Origin of the sequence: Mitsuokella sp. oral taxon 131 str. W9106, from assembly GCF_000469545.1 — a bacterium.
Taxonomy (GTDB): Bacteria; Bacillota; Negativicutes; order Selenomonadales; family Selenomonadaceae; genus AWVT01.
The window spans coordinates 49095-63954 of sequence record NZ_KI273056.1 but is presented as its reverse complement, the minus strand read 5'-3'; the positions used below and the strand labels follow the sequence as shown (position 1 = coordinate 63954).

General features: G+C 56.7%; 12 protein-coding genes. 6 read left to right on the top strand and 6 right to left on the bottom strand.

Translation table 11 applies throughout. The features are described 5' to 3' along the window. Positions 1–91: 91 nt before the first annotated feature. Positions 92–640: a rubrerythrin gene (gene rbr / locus HMPREF1985_RS03055; RefSeq protein WP_040636889.1), complete on the bottom strand. Its 549-nt coding sequence runs from the start codon at positions 638–640 to the stop codon at positions 92–94. Positions 641–1087: 447 nt separating this feature from the next. Between rbr and HMPREF1985_RS03050 the strand changes: the two genes are divergently transcribed. From HMPREF1985_RS03050 to HMPREF1985_RS03025, 6 genes are all read left to right on the top strand, one after another. Next, complete coding sequence (locus HMPREF1985_RS03050; protein ID WP_040636887.1) at positions 1088–2107, top strand: ABC transporter substrate-binding protein; 1020 nt, start codon at positions 1088–1090, stop codon at positions 2105–2107. Positions 2108–2226: 119 nt separating this feature from the next. Next, positions 2227–3735 carry a sugar ABC transporter ATP-binding protein gene (locus HMPREF1985_RS03045; protein WP_040636885.1) on the top strand — a complete coding sequence of 503 codons (1509 nt, stop codon included), beginning with the start codon at positions 2227–2229 and terminating at the stop codon, positions 3733–3735. After that, a complete protein-coding gene (locus HMPREF1985_RS03040; protein ID WP_021770988.1) occupies positions 3735–4790 on the top strand; it encodes an ABC transporter permease in 1056 nt (351 codons plus the stop codon). The genes HMPREF1985_RS03045 and HMPREF1985_RS03040 overlap by 1 nt, the downstream gene beginning before the upstream one ends. Continuing rightward, entirely contained in the window at positions 4787–5818 is a 1032-nt protein-coding gene (gene yjfF, locus HMPREF1985_RS03035) for a galactofuranose ABC transporter, permease protein YjfF (protein ID WP_021770987.1), read from the top strand. The genes HMPREF1985_RS03040 and yjfF overlap by 4 nt, the downstream gene beginning before the upstream one ends. A gap of 340 nt (positions 5819–6158) precedes the next feature. Beyond that, positions 6159–7451 carry an adenylosuccinate lyase gene (gene purB / locus HMPREF1985_RS03030; protein ID WP_040636884.1) on the top strand — a complete coding sequence of 431 codons (1293 nt, stop codon included), beginning with the start codon at positions 6159–6161 and terminating at the stop codon, positions 7449–7451. A gap of 27 nt (positions 7452–7478) precedes the next feature. Then, positions 7479–8765, top strand: coding sequence for an adenylosuccinate synthase (locus HMPREF1985_RS03025; RefSeq protein WP_021770985.1), 1287 nt, complete (start codon positions 7479–7481; stop codon positions 8763–8765). An 87-nt stretch (positions 8766–8852) separates the two neighbouring features. On the opposite strand, the gene HMPREF1985_RS03020 is transcribed toward HMPREF1985_RS03025, so the two are convergent. The 5 genes from HMPREF1985_RS03020 to HMPREF1985_RS03000 all read right to left on the bottom strand — a co-directional run bounded on the left by HMPREF1985_RS03020 (position 8853) and on the right by HMPREF1985_RS03000 (position 14727). Further along, positions 8853–9716, bottom strand: coding sequence for an NAD(P)-dependent oxidoreductase (locus HMPREF1985_RS03020; RefSeq protein WP_021770984.1), 864 nt, complete (start codon positions 9714–9716; stop codon positions 8853–8855). A gap of 21 nt (positions 9717–9737) precedes the next feature. After that, positions 9738–10907, bottom strand: coding sequence for a type II restriction endonuclease (locus HMPREF1985_RS03015; protein ID WP_021770983.1), 1170 nt, complete (start codon positions 10905–10907; stop codon positions 9738–9740). Continuing rightward, positions 10904–11923, bottom strand: a complete 1020-nt coding sequence (gene dcm / locus HMPREF1985_RS11535; protein WP_021770982.1) for a DNA (cytosine-5-)-methyltransferase — start codon at positions 11921–11923, stop codon at positions 10904–10906. The genes HMPREF1985_RS03015 and dcm overlap by 4 nt, the downstream gene beginning before the upstream one ends. Before the next feature lie 138 nt (positions 11924–12061). Next, a complete protein-coding gene (locus HMPREF1985_RS03005) occupies positions 12062–13330 on the bottom strand; it encodes an oligosaccharide MFS transporter (protein ID WP_021770981.1) in 1269 nt (422 codons plus the stop codon). Beyond that, positions 13327–14727, bottom strand: a complete 1401-nt coding sequence (locus HMPREF1985_RS03000; protein WP_021770980.1) for a glycoside hydrolase family 32 protein — start codon at positions 14725–14727, stop codon at positions 13327–13329. The genes HMPREF1985_RS03005 and HMPREF1985_RS03000 overlap by 4 nt, the downstream gene beginning before the upstream one ends. Positions 14728–14860 lie beyond the last annotated feature (133 nt).

Sequence of the window (14860 nt, the reverse complement as noted above, 5' to 3'; positions counted from 1 at the left end):
TTTGCAGGCAGAATGTCAATAGAAAAAGCGGCCGCATTCCGATGGCGGAATGCGCCCGCCGCTTTCCTTTTATCCGCTTGTCCGCAGATCCTTAGAAGTTATCTGCCGAAATCTCAAAGAAGCTCTTCGGATGCCCGCATGTCGGACAGATTTCCGGTGCCTTCTTGCCGACGATGATGTGCCCGCAGTTGCGGCACTCCCAAATCTTGACCTCGCTCTTTTCAAAGACTTGCGCCGTCTCGATGTTTTTGATGAGTGCGCGGTAGCGCTCCTCATGGTGCTTCTCGATCGCGCCGACGAGACGGAACTTCCGGGCGAGCGCCTTGAAGCCCTCCTCCTCTGCCGTCTTCGCGAAGCCTTCGTACATGTCCGTCCACTCGTGGTTTTCGCCGTCTGCGGCATCGTTTAGATTTGACAGCGTATCGTTGATCCCCGCGAGCTCGCGCAGCCACATCTTCGCGTGGTAGCGCTCGTTTCCGGCGGTCTTCAGAAAGATGGCAGCTATCTGCTCATAGCCGTCCTTCTGCGCCTGCGATGCGAAGTACGTATACTTGTTCGTTGCCATGCTCTCGCCCGCAAATGCGGCAAGCAGGTTCTTCTCCGTCTGCGTTCCCGCGTAAGCGGTCTTTTTTTCTGCCATGGTAAGCCCTCCTGTCATTCCAAGGAAGCACGGATAAGCTGGCCTCCCAAACAGATGCAGCGTATCCGTACCGATCCAGGCGACTTCATGTTATCCTTGATTCCATAATTAATAATACTTCTTTATTATACCATGGCGCGCCTTTTTGTCAACGTGGCACCCACCCAATTCTCAATTTGCCGGGGTTCCTATCCTTCTTCTCACAAACTCAAAAAGTGTGCTCGAGCACTTCATGTAGATAAAATATTGTGAAATATCGAAATAAGAATTGACAAGACAATTAAAATGATATATTATAGCGATAAAATAAGAAAGAAAAAATTTAATCCATTTTCTTTCTTTGGAAACGGCATCGCATTAAGAATCCTTAATTGTGTACGAGCATATTTTAAGGGAATGGATGTCGGACGAGGTGGGAATCATGGGAAGAGGAAAGGGTGCAAAACGATGAAAAAGATTCTTGCTTTAGTACTGACCGTTATGATGATGACGGTTGCTGCCGGCTGTGGCGGCGGAGCGACAAAGTCCTCCGGGTCTGGGTCCGGATCGGGGGGCAAGCAGATTACGATGGGATTTTCGCAGATCGGCGCGGAGTCCGAGTGGCGTACGGCGAACACGGAATCCATCAAGAAAGCAGCCGAGGCGGCAGGTATCAACCTTCAATTCTCAGATGCGCAGCAGAAGCAGGAGAATCAAATCAAGGCAATTCGCTCCTTCATTGCGCAGGGGGTGGACATTATCGCCTTTGTGCCAATCGTGGAGACGGGATGGGACACCGTGCTGAAAGAAGCGAAGGATGCGAAGATTCCCGTGATAGTCGTGGATCGCGATGTCAAGCTCAGCGACGATTCGCTTTATGCTGCGAAGCTCGGAACGGATTCTCTTTCCGAGGGCAAGAAAGTCTTTGACTGGATCGACTCGTACATGACGAAGGAAAACAAGAAGCCGCGCGATGGCGGAAGCCAGTTCAATATTGTTATTTTGGAAGGAACGGTCGGTTCGTCGGTTGCCATTCGTCGCCAGGAAGGATTCAAGACGGAGATGGAAGCCTCACAGAATGCTTCCAAGTACAACATCCTTGCCTCCCAGACGGGCGAGTTCACGCGCCAGAAAGGGCAAGAGGTCATGGAGTCCTTCTTGAAATCGAACCGCGACAAGATTGACATTCTCTTTGCGCACAACGATGATATGGCACTCGGCGCAATCCAAGCGATTGAGGCTGCAGGCCTCCGGCCTGGCAAGGATATCACCATCGTGTCGGTCGATGGAGTCAAGGGCATTTTCCAAGCCATGATCGAGGGCAAGGCAAATTGTACGATTGAGTGCAATCCGCTCCAAGGCGATCTGCTCATGGAGACGGCAAAGAAGGTTTTGGCCGGAGAGAAGGTCGAGAAGCTCGTCTATGTCGATGAAGGAATATTCCCTGCCGATGTAGCGGAAAAGACATTGCCGGAGCGCAAATACTAAGAATTTCGCCTGTCGCGTGCGGGCAATCGGAAACGGCAGAAAAATGCCGCGCCTAGATGGATGCAAGGGGCGGCATTTTTGCATCTTTGCACGCTGTGTGTGGAAAGGGGAGGAGCGGCATGACAGGAGCGCTGCTGGAAATGCGGCAGATTGAAAAGGAGTTCCCAGGCGTCCGTGCGCTTTCTGGCGTCGATTTCACGCTGAACGCTGGCGAGATCCATTCTTTGATGGGAGAGAACGGCGCAGGCAAGTCCACGCTCGTCAAGGTTCTTACGGGGGTCTATCAGAAGGATGGCGGCACGATTCGCATGAACGGCAGGGAAATCGCACCGCGCACGCCAAAGGAAGCGCAGGAGTGCGGCATCTCGACCGTTTATCAGGAAGTCAATCTATGCCCAAACCTGACGGTTGCAGAGAATATCTTTATTGGGCGCGAGCCGAAACGATATGGATGGATCGACTGGCGGGCGGTGAACGCGCGCGCGCAGGCACTTCTTGAGCGCTTGGACGTGCGGATTGATGTGACGCGGACGCTCGATCATTATTCGGTCGCCTTGCAGCAGATGATTGCCATTGCCCGCGCAGTCGATATCGAGGCGAAAATCTTAATTCTTGACGAGCCGACATCCTCGCTCGATGAGCAGGAGACAGAACGGCTGTTCAAAATCATCCGTCACCTCCAAAAAGAGGGCATGGGCATTATTTTCATTTCGCATTTTTTAGAGCAGGTTTACACGCTTTGCGATCATGTGACGATTTTGCGAAATGGCGAGCTGGTCGGCGCCTATGAGACAGCAAGGCTGCCGCGCTTGGAGCTTATCGCGAAAATGGTCGGCAAAGAGGTTGGCGATGTTCGCACGATGGGCGAGGCGGGAGAAAAGAGTGAGCCGAAGGAAGAGGTCTTCTTAGAAGCAAAGGCAATCGGCGCTACAGGCGTACTCGAAACGGTCGATATGAAGATACACAAGGGCGAGGTCATTGGCATCGCAGGGCTTTTGGGTTCGGGACGCACGGAGACAGCAGAACTCCTGTTTGGCATCCATGCGATAGACAGGGGCTCCCTTTTTGTCAAAGGAAAACCGTGGCATCCAGATGGACCGATGGCGGCAATGCGGCAGAAGATTGGCTTTTGCCCGGAAGACCGCAAAGCAGCAGGCATCATCGGGGATCTGACCGTACGCGAGAACATTATTCTCGCGATGCAGGCGAAGGAGGGCATCCTGCGCCATATCCCGTATGCGGAGCAGGCACGCATAGCGGATGACTGCATCAAGCTGCTCAAAATCAAGGTGTCGGGGCGTGACCAACTCATCAAGAATTTGTCGGGCGGAAACCAGCAGAAAGTCATTATTGCGCGCTGGCTCGCGACGCAGCCCGATCTGCTGATTCTCGATGAGCCGACCCGTGGCATTGACGTCGGCACGAAGGCGGAGATCCAGAAAATGGCGATTGCGCTTGCGAAGAAGCGCGGCATGTCGGTCGTGTTCATTTCATCGGAGATGGATGAGATGGTGCGCACCTGCACGAAGCTCATCGTTCTGCGCGATCGGCGCAAAGTGGCGGAGCTGGCAGGCGATGCGGTGAGCACGGACGCATTAATGAAAGCGATTGCGGGAGGTGCGGCGTGATGAAGAGCTTAAAAAGGTTTGCAGGCAGTTCGCTTTTCCTGCCCGTCGTCAGCCTGCTCGTCCTGCTCCTTTTCAACGCATGCTTTGTGGATGGGTTTCTCTCCCTTCAGGTCACCGAGGACGGCAGGCTCTACGGGCGCCTTATCGACATTCTGACCCGTTCCAGCTCGCTCATCATTTTGGCGCTTGGCATGACGTTCGTCATTGCGACGAGCGGCATCGATATTTCGGTCGGCGCGGTTGTCGCGATTTCGGCGGCTGTCGTCTGTATGCTGATCGGCGGGCGCGGCGACGGCGTGGCGGAGACACCAATGGCACTCGCGATGCTTGCGTCGGTCTGCGTGGGCATTCTATGCGGCGCATGGAACGGGCTTCTCGTCGCGAAGTTCAAGATTCAGGCGGTCGTCGCAACACTGATCTTGATGACGGCGGGGCGAGGCGTCGCCCAGCTTCTGACGGAAGGACAGATTATCACAGTCTACTACAAGCCGTTTGCGTATATTTCCGGTGTGCTTCCTGGGATGCCGCTTCCGACAAATCTCTTTATCGCACTTTTGATGGTGCTGCTCGTCGTATTCCTGATGAAGCGGACGAGCATCGGATTGTTTGTCCAGTCGGTTGGCATCAATCCGACGGCGGCGCGGTTTGCTGGCATCAACGTCACACTCGTCCTGTTCCTTGTCTATGCGTTTTCCGGCTTTTGCGCAGGCGTTTCGGGACTCATCGAAAGCTCGTTGATTCGTGCGGCGGATGCGAACAACGCAGGGCTCAACATGGAGATGGATGCGATTCTTGCCGTCGCGCTCGGCGGCACGCTGCTTTCGGGCGGAAAGTTTTATGTTGGCGGCTCGGTCATCGGCGCTGTCACGATCCAAACGCTTACGACGACGATGTATGCGCTCGGTGTTTCAGCGGATCAGCTTCCGGTCGTCAAGGCGATCGCCGTCGTCGTGATTTGCCTGATTCAGTCGAAAAAGGCGCAGGACATGTTTGATCGGTTCAAGGCACGGCGCGCGAAAAAGCATGCGGGCGGAAAGGCGGTGGATGCGCTATGAAACGATATCTGAACCGGCTGATTGCCTCGCCGTATTTTTCATTCTTTGTCACAGTCCTTTTGTTCCTTGCGCTCTACGGCGTGGGCATGGCCATGTACAAGGGATTCATGCGCCCGCAGGTGTTTTTTAATCTCTTTATTGACAATGCGGCGCTTATCATTGTCACGGTCGGCATTACCTTCACGTTGATTATCGCAGGGATTGACCTCTCGGTCGGCGCTGTGCTCGCACTGGTCTGCATGGTGCTCGCTTGGCTGCTTGAGAATACGGGCATGCCCCTTCCCGTCGCCGTCGGGCTCGTGCTTTTCATGGGGACGGCCTTCGGCGCAGTGCAGGGCTTTATTATCACGAAGTTCGACTTGCAGCCGTTTATCATCACCTTGGCTGGCATGTTCTTCTGCCGCGGGCTCACGGCGGTCATCTCGCGCGATACGATTATCATCACCAATCCGACGTGGGTCGCCATTGCGAGCTATCGCATCGATCTCGGTATTGGATTCCTCTCGGTCGGGGCGATTGTCGCACTGCTTACGATCGTCGTATCTGCCGCCCTGCTCGGCTTCACGCGCTTTGGGCGCACGCTTTTTGCCATTGGCGGCAGTGAGTCCTCGGCTGCACTGATGGGGCTTCCCGTCTTTCGTTCGAAGGTGCTTGTCTATACGGTGGCGGGCTTTTGCTCCTCGCTCGGCGGCCTTGCCTACAGTCTCACCATGTTGACTGGTTACAACTTGCATGGGCTTGGCATGGAAATGGACGCCATCGCGTCTTCCGTTATCGGAGGAACGCTGCTGACGGGAGGCGTTGGCTTCATTCCGGGCGCACTTGTCGGGGTTCTGATCCAAGGTGTCATTTTGACCTTTATTAGCTTTCAAGGAACACTTTCCGCATGGTGGACAAAGATTGTTGTAGGAGCGCTTCTCTGCGTCTTCATTATCATGCAGGCATTCATTACAGAGCAAAAGGGCAAGTTATCTTCCGAAAGCTCGATGGAAGGGAACGAGGCAGCAGGCCCGCCCGAAAAACCGTAAAATCGAAGGGAAACGTCCTCTGTTGCGGAGCAATGCGCAGCGGAGGGCGTTTTCATTGTGCTGTGCGCGGTTCGGGCAAAAGAAGATACGGCTCGTACAGAGACGGCAGGAATTGTCCCGCAACGGCTTGGGGTTTGGACTGCGCCGCGAATTGACACCGCCCTATAAGAAATGCTATGATGGACGAGGGAATCAGGACAAGTTCTCCAAACTCAAAACGAGGCCGGCAGCACGCGGATGCAAGCCCGCCCAATTGGGCTGTTTCTTGGTGCTTGGACAAAGCTGGATAAAGGCGCGGAGTCGTCCGCTTGCTACATGCAGTTTTATGAGGAGGAGCGATATGATCGAACGCTACACCCGACCGGAAATGGGACACCTTTGGTCGATTGAAAACGAATGGCAGCAGATCCTAAACGTCGAGATGGCGGCATGCGACGCGATGGCGGAGCTCGGCGAGATCCCGAAGGAAGCCGCGAAGAACATCCGCGCGAGGGCGAAGTTTGAGGTGCCGCGCATCCGCGAGATCGAGTCGGTCACACACCACGATATCATCGCGTTTCTGACGAACGTCGCAGAGCACGTGGGCGAGGACTCGAAGTACATCCACAAGGGGCTCACGTCGTCTGACGTAAAGGATACGGCGATCTGCATGATGATGCGCGATTCGGCGGACATCATCCTCGGAGACCTGCGACAGTTCCGCGAGGTGCTGCGCCGCCGCGCGAAAGAATTCAAGCACACGCCGTGCATCGGACGCACGCACGGCATCCACGCCGAGCCGATGACGTTTGGTCTAAAGCTCGTGCTTTGGAGCGCGGAGATCGAGCGCGATATCGAGCGCGTCGAGCGCGCGAAGAAAAGGGTCTCCGTCTGCAAGCTTTCGGGCGCGGTTGGCACGTACTCGAATATCGATCCGAGGATCGAGGAGATGGTCGGAAAGGCGCTCGGGCTCACGCCGGTTCGCCTCGCGACGCAGGTCATCCAGCGCGACCGCCATGCCGAGTACATGACGACGCTCGCGATTGTCGCCTCGACGCTCGAAAAGATCGCGACGGAGGTGCGCAACCTCCAGCGCACGGACATCCGCGAGGCGGAGGAGTATTTCTCTCCGGGGCAGAAGGGCTCGTCCGCGATGCCGCACAAGCGCAATCCGATCAACTGCGAGCGCATTTCGGGCATGGCGCGTCTCGTGCGCGGCAATGCCGTCGCGGCGCTTGAGGATATCACGCTTTGGCACGAGCGCGACATCTCCCATTCGTCCGTTGAGCGCGTCATCCTGCCGGACAGCACGATCAATGTGGACTACTGCACGAAGAAGCTCACGGACATCATCGACAAGCTTCTCGTCTACCCCGACAAGATGCTGCACGACATGGAGCGCACGGGCGGGCTTATCTACAGCCAGCGCATTATGTTGACGGTCGTAGGGAAGGGCGTCCTGCGCGAGGACGCGTACAAGTGGGTGCAGCGCAACGCGATGAAGCGCTGGATGGAAGGACAGGATTTCCGAACGAGTGTCGAGAACGATCCCGACATCACGAAATATCTGACGAAGGAAGAGATCGATGACTGCTTCGACTATAAGTACTTCCTGCGCCATGTCGATATGATTTTTGAGCGTTTCGGCCTGTAAGCCGGGAATCTAGTAGGAGGGGTTTTCATGTCTTGTGTAGTCGTGACAGGCACGCAGTGGGGCGATGAAGGCAAGGGCAAGATCGTCGACTATCTCGCGCAGCAGGCAAACGTCGTCGTACGCTTCCAAGGCGGCAGCAATGCCGGCCATACGGTCGTCGTAGGCGGCGAGGCGTACAAGCTGCGCCTCATGCCGTCGGGCATCTTGTACAAGGGATCGCTCTGCGTCGTAGGAAACGGCGTCGCATTCGATCCGATGATCATGCTCGAAGAGATGGACGCCTTGAAAAAACGCGGCATTGACCTCTCGGGCATCCGCATTTCGAATCGCGCGCACGTCGTCCTTCCCTATCATCGCATCATGGACGGCGTCGGCGACGAGGCGCGCGGCAAGGAGAAGATCGGCACGACGAAGCGCGGCATCGGTCCCTGCTACATGGATCGCGACAACCGCATCGGCATCCGCGTCTGCGATCTCATGGATAAAGACGAGCTGGCGAAGCGGCTCAAGGAAAACATGGCACGCAAGAACAAGGAACTCCAGGCGCTATACGGCCATGAGCCGCTCGACTACGATGCCGTCCTCGCCGAATACCTCGGCTACGCGGAGCGGCTGCGCCCCTACGTATGCGATACGATTGCCCTCCTGAACGAGGAAATCAAGGCGGGCAGCAAGATCCTCTTCGAGGGCGCACAGGCGACGATGCTCGACATCGACTACGGCACGTATCCCTACGTCACGGCATCGCATCCGATTTCGGGCGGCGTCGGCGTCGGCGCAGGCGTCGCGCCGAATCGGATCGACAAGGTCGTCGGCATCGTCAAGGCGTACTGCACGCGCGTCGGCGAGGGACCGTTCCCGACGGAGCAGCTCAACGCCATCGGTGAGAAGATCCGTACGGATGGGCACGAGTTCGGCGTCGTCACGGGGCGCCCGCGCCGCACGGGCTGGCTCGATGCCTGCGTCGTCCGCTACGCGGGGCTGCTCTCGGGCATCGACTACATGGCGGTCACGCGTCTCGATATCCTCGACGACTTCGATGAAATCAAGATGTGCGTCGCCTACAAGTACAAGGGCGAGATCCTGAACGAGATTCCCGCGAGCCTCAAAGTCCTCGCCAAAGTCGAGCCCGTCTACGAGACGTTTGCGGGCTGGAAGACGAGCATCCGGAAGGTACGCAGCTACGATGACCTGCCGGAGAAAGCAAAGCAGTATCTGACGCGCATGGCGGAGGTCACGGGCATCGCGCTCGGCATCGTTTCCGTCGGGCCGAACCGCGATGAGACGATTGTCCTTGCCAAGGATATTTTCTGAGCCGCGCTGAAGCCGGGCAAAACGAAGGCAGACCAAAAGCGCCCTGCACGGGGAACTCCCTCGTGCAGGGCGCTTGTTGCGTTCCGTCTATTTCGTGTACCACGTGTATATCGCCTGCGTTCCGCAGTTTTCTTTTCCTTGCGCGGCGAGCTCGTCGTAGAGCTTCTTCGCGAGCTTTAGCCCAGGCAGGTCGAGATGCATTTCTTCGGCGGACTCGATGGCGATGCGCATGTCCTTGATGAAATGCTTGATGTAGAAGCCGGGACTCATGTCGCCCTTGAGCATGCGCGGTGCGAGGTTTGAGAGCGACCACGAGCCTGCCGCTCCCGTTTCGATCGTCTCCTGCACGGCGACGGGATCAAGCCCGCTCGCCTTCGCGTACGCCATGGATTCTGCGACGCCGAGCATGCCTGCGGCGATGGCGATCTGGTTGCACATCTTCGCGTACTGCCCGCTTCCCGCTGCGCCGAAGTAGCGGATCGTCTTGCCCATCGCGGAAAAGACAGGCATTGCCGCGTCAAACGCTGCCTTGTCGCCGCCGACCATGATGGCGAGCGTGCCACCCTTCGCGCCGAGGTCGCCGCCCGATACGGGCGCGTCGAGCGAGTCGATGCCGTGCTCCTTCGCGGTCGCGTAGAGCTTCTTGGCGAGCCGCGGGCTGGACGTCGTCATGTCGATGACGATGCCGCCGTGCTTTCCGGCAAAGATGCCGTTTTCGCCGCAGTAGACTTCCTCGACGTCTTTCGGATAGCCGACCATCGTGATGACGAGATCCGACGCTGCGGCAAGCTCCTTCGGCGAGTCCGTCCAATGGGCACCCTCTTGGAGCAGGGACTTTGCCTTCGCCTTCGTGCGCGTGTAGACGGTGAGCGGGAACCCCGCCTTCATGAGATTGCGCCCCATGCCGCCGCCCATGACGCCGACGCCGACGAGGCCGATGGTAGTAGTCATAATGCAGGCTCCTTTCCTGTGCTAGGATTGTAGTTCCTTTATGTAAGAAACGAATTTATGGATGGTCCATATTCGATTCTGCCTGGTTCGTGGAAACGTCTTGATATACGGTTTCGGCACGACAAGCACGACGCATTCCTCCTGCATTTCATCCATTTGTGCGGACGAAATGCCTTGCTGGAGTGTGCAGAGGTATTTCGGCTTGCTGCGAAGGCGGTTGGCCTCATTGAGCACTTGCCGCCAGCGGTCTTTGCAGGTGGTTTTTGCAGCAAGTGTGCAGAGTTTTTCGGTCGGAAACGAAATGTCGTGGTACTTCTCTGCGGAAGGAAAAAGAAAGTCCGGCTTTTTCTTTCCTTCCGTGATGCCCTGTGCCGTGTAGACTATGGAATACGCATCAAAGAGAGCCGCAAGATGATGTTCCAGGCTTTTTCCTGCCCGGCTTTTCCGACGGTTCAGAATCTTATTTGCAAGTGTCAGAAAATCGTCCACTGTGGAAAAGCCTGCCGTCACAATCCCTCCATAGCGATCGTGCTCGATGGTGCGAAACAGACGATATTCCATTTGAATCCAGTCCAATAGGGATTGATCCGGATTTTTGGTTACGTGAAAGGGTTGATTTTGTGCAATGATTTCCCGTGCGGCACGTGCCATTTCATAGGAAGAAGGGAAATCCATTGTAAGATGTGAGATGAATTGCGCGATGGCGGCATCTTCTTGCAATTCCAAGGAAGCGGCGTTGGACTGGACGAGGCAATTCGTCTCGGCGGGTGTCAGCCCAAAGGCATCGAGGTATTGCTGGATCGCATCTTCGGTATCGAATAGAAATGCTGCGTAGTCCACATCGCTTTCTTTTGCCAAAACGAACAGGGCACCCGTGTATTTCGCTTGAAGCAAGGAAAAGCTCCTGCCAAATCGTGTTAAGCGCAATTCTTTCTTGCTCGCATACCATGTCAGACAACTGTCTGTAAAAAAATCATCCTGCCATTTTACGCGCACCGGCTTTTTCAGGATGTGATTATCGCGAAGTTCGCGTTCGCAAAAGAACATTCTTCCTGCTGATCTTGAAATCAGAATGCCAACTTGATGCCCGCCGGTCTCACCGCTGTCATTTGCGGAAAGGAATTTGCAAAAGGCGGATTCGGCTTGCCTAGTGACCGTGATTGCCTTCTGCGTCAAAGCGGCTTCCGTCATATTGCGCATCGCCTTTCCGAGGCGGCATCCGCAGCCGTTTCGAGTGTGCCGATGATGCGCTCTGCGATGCGCTCCATCAGGGGAACGACGACGGAATTGCCGAACTGCCTGTAAGCCTGCGTGTCGGAAACGACAATCTTGAAGGTGTCGGGGAATCCTTGCAGGCGTGCACATTCGCGAGGTGTAAGCCGACGCGGGTTTTTTCCTTCCTGCGCGATGAGGATTTCCGAGCCATCCTTGTAGTATCTTGCGCTGAGCGTGCGGGATATTCCGTCGAATGGCGCGATGCCGTAGCCGAATCCGTGCCCCGCAGCTTTGTGTTTGGCGGCATAGTTTTGGAGATACGTCCATAGCTTGTCCGAAAGCGTGTACTTGTCGGGGACGTTTCGCTCCAAAATCGTGCGCATGACGGGTTTTTCCCTGCAAGGCGGAAGGGCAAACGAGAAGGGAAGCGATTCGTAACGGGAGCGGTCAAAGCCGACGAGAAGGATGCGCTCCCTGTGCTGCGGCACATAGGCCTGTCCGTCCAAGACTTCCGCATGGACATCGTAGCCCAGCTCATGCAAGGATTCCATGATGATGCGGTATGTGTTGCCGTGGTCGTGGCTCTTTAGGTTTTTCACATTTTCGAGAAGAAAGGCTTTGGGGCGCTTTGCTTTCAGGATGCGACATACGTCGAAAAAAAGCGTGCCCTGCGTTTTGTCCTGAAAGCCTGTCGCCTTGCCCAAGCTGTTCTTTTTGGACACGCCGGCAATGGAAAACGGCTGGCATGGAAATCCGGCGACGAGTATGTCGTGGTCGGGAAGCGCATTCTCGTCCGCTTTCGTGATGTCGCCATCGGGGGTTTCGCCAAAGTTGGCGCGATAGGTTTGCTGGCTGTACTTGTTCCATTCGCTGGAGTAAAGGCAGGTCCCACCGGCATGCTCAAAGGCCATTCGCATTCCACCGATTCCCGCAAATAAGTCGATGAAGGCAAAACGAGAAACGCCGCGACGCGCTATGTTCCGATGTCTCATGAAATCCTCCTAATGTCATGTACCAATCCAATTTCATTCTACACGGCTTTTTTATTTGGTGCAATGTGTCTGCAAAGAAAAACCATCCCATACGAAAGGGTGGGATGGTTTGTGGGATATGCTGCGATGGAATGCTCTTTAGAGCGGCTGCCCGTCTACCAGCTCGTCGTCGCGCCGCAGGACGAAGAAGGCGTAGATGCTCGCGGCACAGACGATGCCGGAGATGACGAGGAAGGTATGCTGGTAGCCGATGCTGTCGTGCAGGGCGCCGAGCGGCGTGGAGAAGAGGATCTGCCCGACCTGCGCGGCGATTTGGAAGCCGACCATGTAGAGAGTGGCGGAGATGCGCGTGTCGAAGTGCAGCGTGAAGTAGCGGAAGATCGCGAGGATGAAGAGTGCGGTCTCCGGGGCGTGCAGGAGCTTCACTGCCGCGATGCCAAAGGGGTTCGTGACGAGGCCGCAGAGGCCGATGCGCACGATCATGATGCAGCAGCCGAGCAGGATGGCGCGGCGCACACCGATCTTGTGCATGAGAATCGGCACGAGGCTCATCATGAGGGATTCAAGGAAGACTTGGATGGAGTTCAGGACACCGTAGGCGCGCGCCCCGTCCGCTGGGGTTGCAAAGAACTTCGTGAAGAATTCGGGGAACATCTGCTGGTCAAAGACCGTGTAGAATGTCCAGCTCACTAGGATGAAGACAATCATTTTCCAAACTTCGACGAGGCGGAAGACGTGGAGAATTTCGCGAAGGGATGGCGTCTTGCTGCCCTTTTGGCTCTCGGACTTGTCCTCGTATTTTTCGCGCGCCGCAGGATTGCTTTCGGGCTTTAGGAAAAGGAGTGTCGCGCCGAGGATGGCAGCAATGATGCTGCCCGTCCAAAAGACGAGGTAGGGATTCACGGTGAAGAGGAAGCCTGCGCTGAGCGCGGAGATGGCGTAGCCAAACGAGCCCCATGCCCTTGCCTGCCCGTATTCGAAGTGGAAGCGGCGGCTCATGCGCTCCGTGATGGCCTCTAGGACAGGGCACGCCGCGAGGTAGGCGACGGAGAGGTAGAGGGAGCCGATCGCCGCGCCGAGGAAGAAATTCGCCTCGAGCATGGGGACGTAGACCCAAGTGAAGAACGGCGCGAGCAGGATCTCACAGGCGACGAAGAACGCGAGCAGCGTCTTTTTCATGCCGAGCTTGTCCTGGATCGAGCCGTATACGAACATGAGGACGAGCGCGACGGCGGAGTTGAAGGAGTAGATCGTGCCGACCTCGGCGCCAGAAAAGCCCTGCTTCGTCGTGAGCCAGATCTGGAAGAACGACCACCAGATGCCCCAGCCCGCGAAGAACAGAAGGATTTGGAGCGAGCTTGCGCGGTAGAATGGATTGGAAAAGGCCTTTGTGTGCATCGTGCTCATTTTGTTTCCTCCTCGGCGGCGTCCGTGCCGTAGGTGTTTGTCTCTGCTTCAAGCGCGTAAATCGCGCCCTCTTGTGCTGCGGCTGTGAGCGTCACGTTCCCCGCAAAGTAGATGCGCTCGGTGAACGTCGTCTCGCCGTCATTCACGAAGACTTCGACGGAGCTTTGGTCCAGGAAGGCGCGGACGGCGTGCGGCGCGGCGGAAAGCGTGCAAGCGCGCACGCCGTCTTTCGTCTTTCGCGTGAGCACGAGACGGTTTTTCTCCGCCTCCCATGCGAGGGACAGGCCGTGCGTGCCGTCGGTCAGCGTGAGCAGGACGGCGGGCGCTGCATCAAAGCGGAGGCAGATTTCCGCCTTGCGCGGCAGCGCGTAGGCCTTTCCCGCTTCCCACGCGCCGTCTTGCAGCGTTTTTTCCCGCAGGCTCTCCATCTCGCGGATTGGCGACTGGTACACCTTTCCGCCTGCGAGGCGAAGCGTGCGGGGGATGGTGAGCGCGCCCGCCCAGCCGTCTTCCTTTTCGTGCATCGGTGAGTCCCACGCCGCCATCCACGCCATCATGACGCGCCTGCCATCGGGCGTTTCCATCGTCTGCGTCGCGTAGAAGTCATGGCCGCGGTCGATTTCGACGAATTTGCCGTGCGCGAGCACATGCGTCTCTTTGTCAAGCGTGCCGACGAGGTAGCCGGTCTGGTTGAGGTTGCGGTAGTCGTCGCCCGATGCTTCAAGCCCCTGCGGGCTCATGAGGAGGACATACTTGTCGCCGAGCGGGAAGAAGTCGGGGCATTCCCACATGTAGCCTTCGGTCTTCTCGTTTTCGGATTTCGCGAGCACGGAGCAGCGCGTCCAGTCGATGAGGTCCGGCGAGCGGTAGAGGAGCGCCCTGCCGCAGCCGTCCGCTCCCTGGCTTCCGACGACCATGTAGAAGGTGTCCCCCTCGCGCCATACCTTCGGGTCGCGGAAGTGCTTCGTGTTGTCCTTCGGCACGCGCAGCACGGGATTCCCCTCGTATTTCGTGAAGTGGATGCCGTCCTCGCTGTAGGCGAGGTTCTGGTCCTCGTAGAATGCCTCGGGATCTTTCGGGTCGATGTAGTGATGGCCGGTGTAGATGAGCCAAAGCTTGCCGTCATGGGGGACGGCGCTTCCCGAGAAGCAGCCGGACTCCATGTCGCCGGGCGCAAGCGCAGCCGGCAGCGTCTCCCAGTGCACGAGGTCCGTGCTCCTCGCGTGCCCCCAGTGCATCGGCCCCCACTCGGCGGCATAGGGGTAATACTGGTAGAAGATATGATAATAGCCTTTGAAGTAGGAAAAGCCGTTCGGGTCGTTCATCCAGCCGCCCTTCGTCATCAGGTGGTAGCCGAGACGGTAGCGTTGGTTCGTGACGTGCATCTCTTGTTTCATCGAGGCATCTCCTTTGTCAAAACCAAAAACAAATCAGACGAAATCCATTTAGTGAACCGGTTCGATATAGGTATCATAGCGATTAAACAATAAAATGTCAATGGCTTTCCGACAAAATTCTTACCAAATCGCC

Coding starts and splice junctions, on each gene's coding strand:
- rbr (WP_040636889.1), bottom strand. CDS start 640: ATGGCAGAAAAAAAGACCGCTTACGCGGGAACGCAGACGGAGAAGAAC.
- HMPREF1985_RS03050 (WP_040636887.1), top strand. CDS start 1,088: ATGAAAAAGATTCTTGCTTTAGTACTGACCGTTATGATGATGACGGTT.
- HMPREF1985_RS03045 (WP_040636885.1), top strand. CDS start 2,227: ATGACAGGAGCGCTGCTGGAAATGCGGCAGATTGAAAAGGAGTTCCCA.
- HMPREF1985_RS03040 (WP_021770988.1), top strand. CDS start 3,735: ATGAAGAGCTTAAAAAGGTTTGCAGGCAGTTCGCTTTTCCTGCCCGTC.
- yjfF (WP_021770987.1), top strand. CDS start 4,787: ATGAAACGATATCTGAACCGGCTGATTGCCTCGCCGTATTTTTCATTC.
- purB (WP_040636884.1), top strand. CDS start 6,159: ATGATCGAACGCTACACCCGACCGGAAATGGGACACCTTTGGTCGATT.
- HMPREF1985_RS03025 (WP_021770985.1), top strand. CDS start 7,479: ATGTCTTGTGTAGTCGTGACAGGCACGCAGTGGGGCGATGAAGGCAAG.
- HMPREF1985_RS03020 (WP_021770984.1), bottom strand. CDS start 9,716: ATGACTACTACCATCGGCCTCGTCGGCGTCGGCGTCATGGGCGGCGGC.
- HMPREF1985_RS03015 (WP_021770983.1), bottom strand. CDS start 10,907: ATGACGGAAGCCGCTTTGACGCAGAAGGCAATCACGGTCACTAGGCAA.
- dcm (WP_021770982.1), bottom strand. CDS start 11,923: ATGAGACATCGGAACATAGCGCGTCGCGGCGTTTCTCGTTTTGCCTTC.
- HMPREF1985_RS03005 (WP_021770981.1), bottom strand. CDS start 13,330: ATGAGCACGATGCACACAAAGGCCTTTTCCAATCCATTCTACCGCGCA.
- HMPREF1985_RS03000 (WP_021770980.1), bottom strand. CDS start 14,727: ATGAAACAAGAGATGCACGTCACGAACCAACGCTACCGTCTCGGCTAC.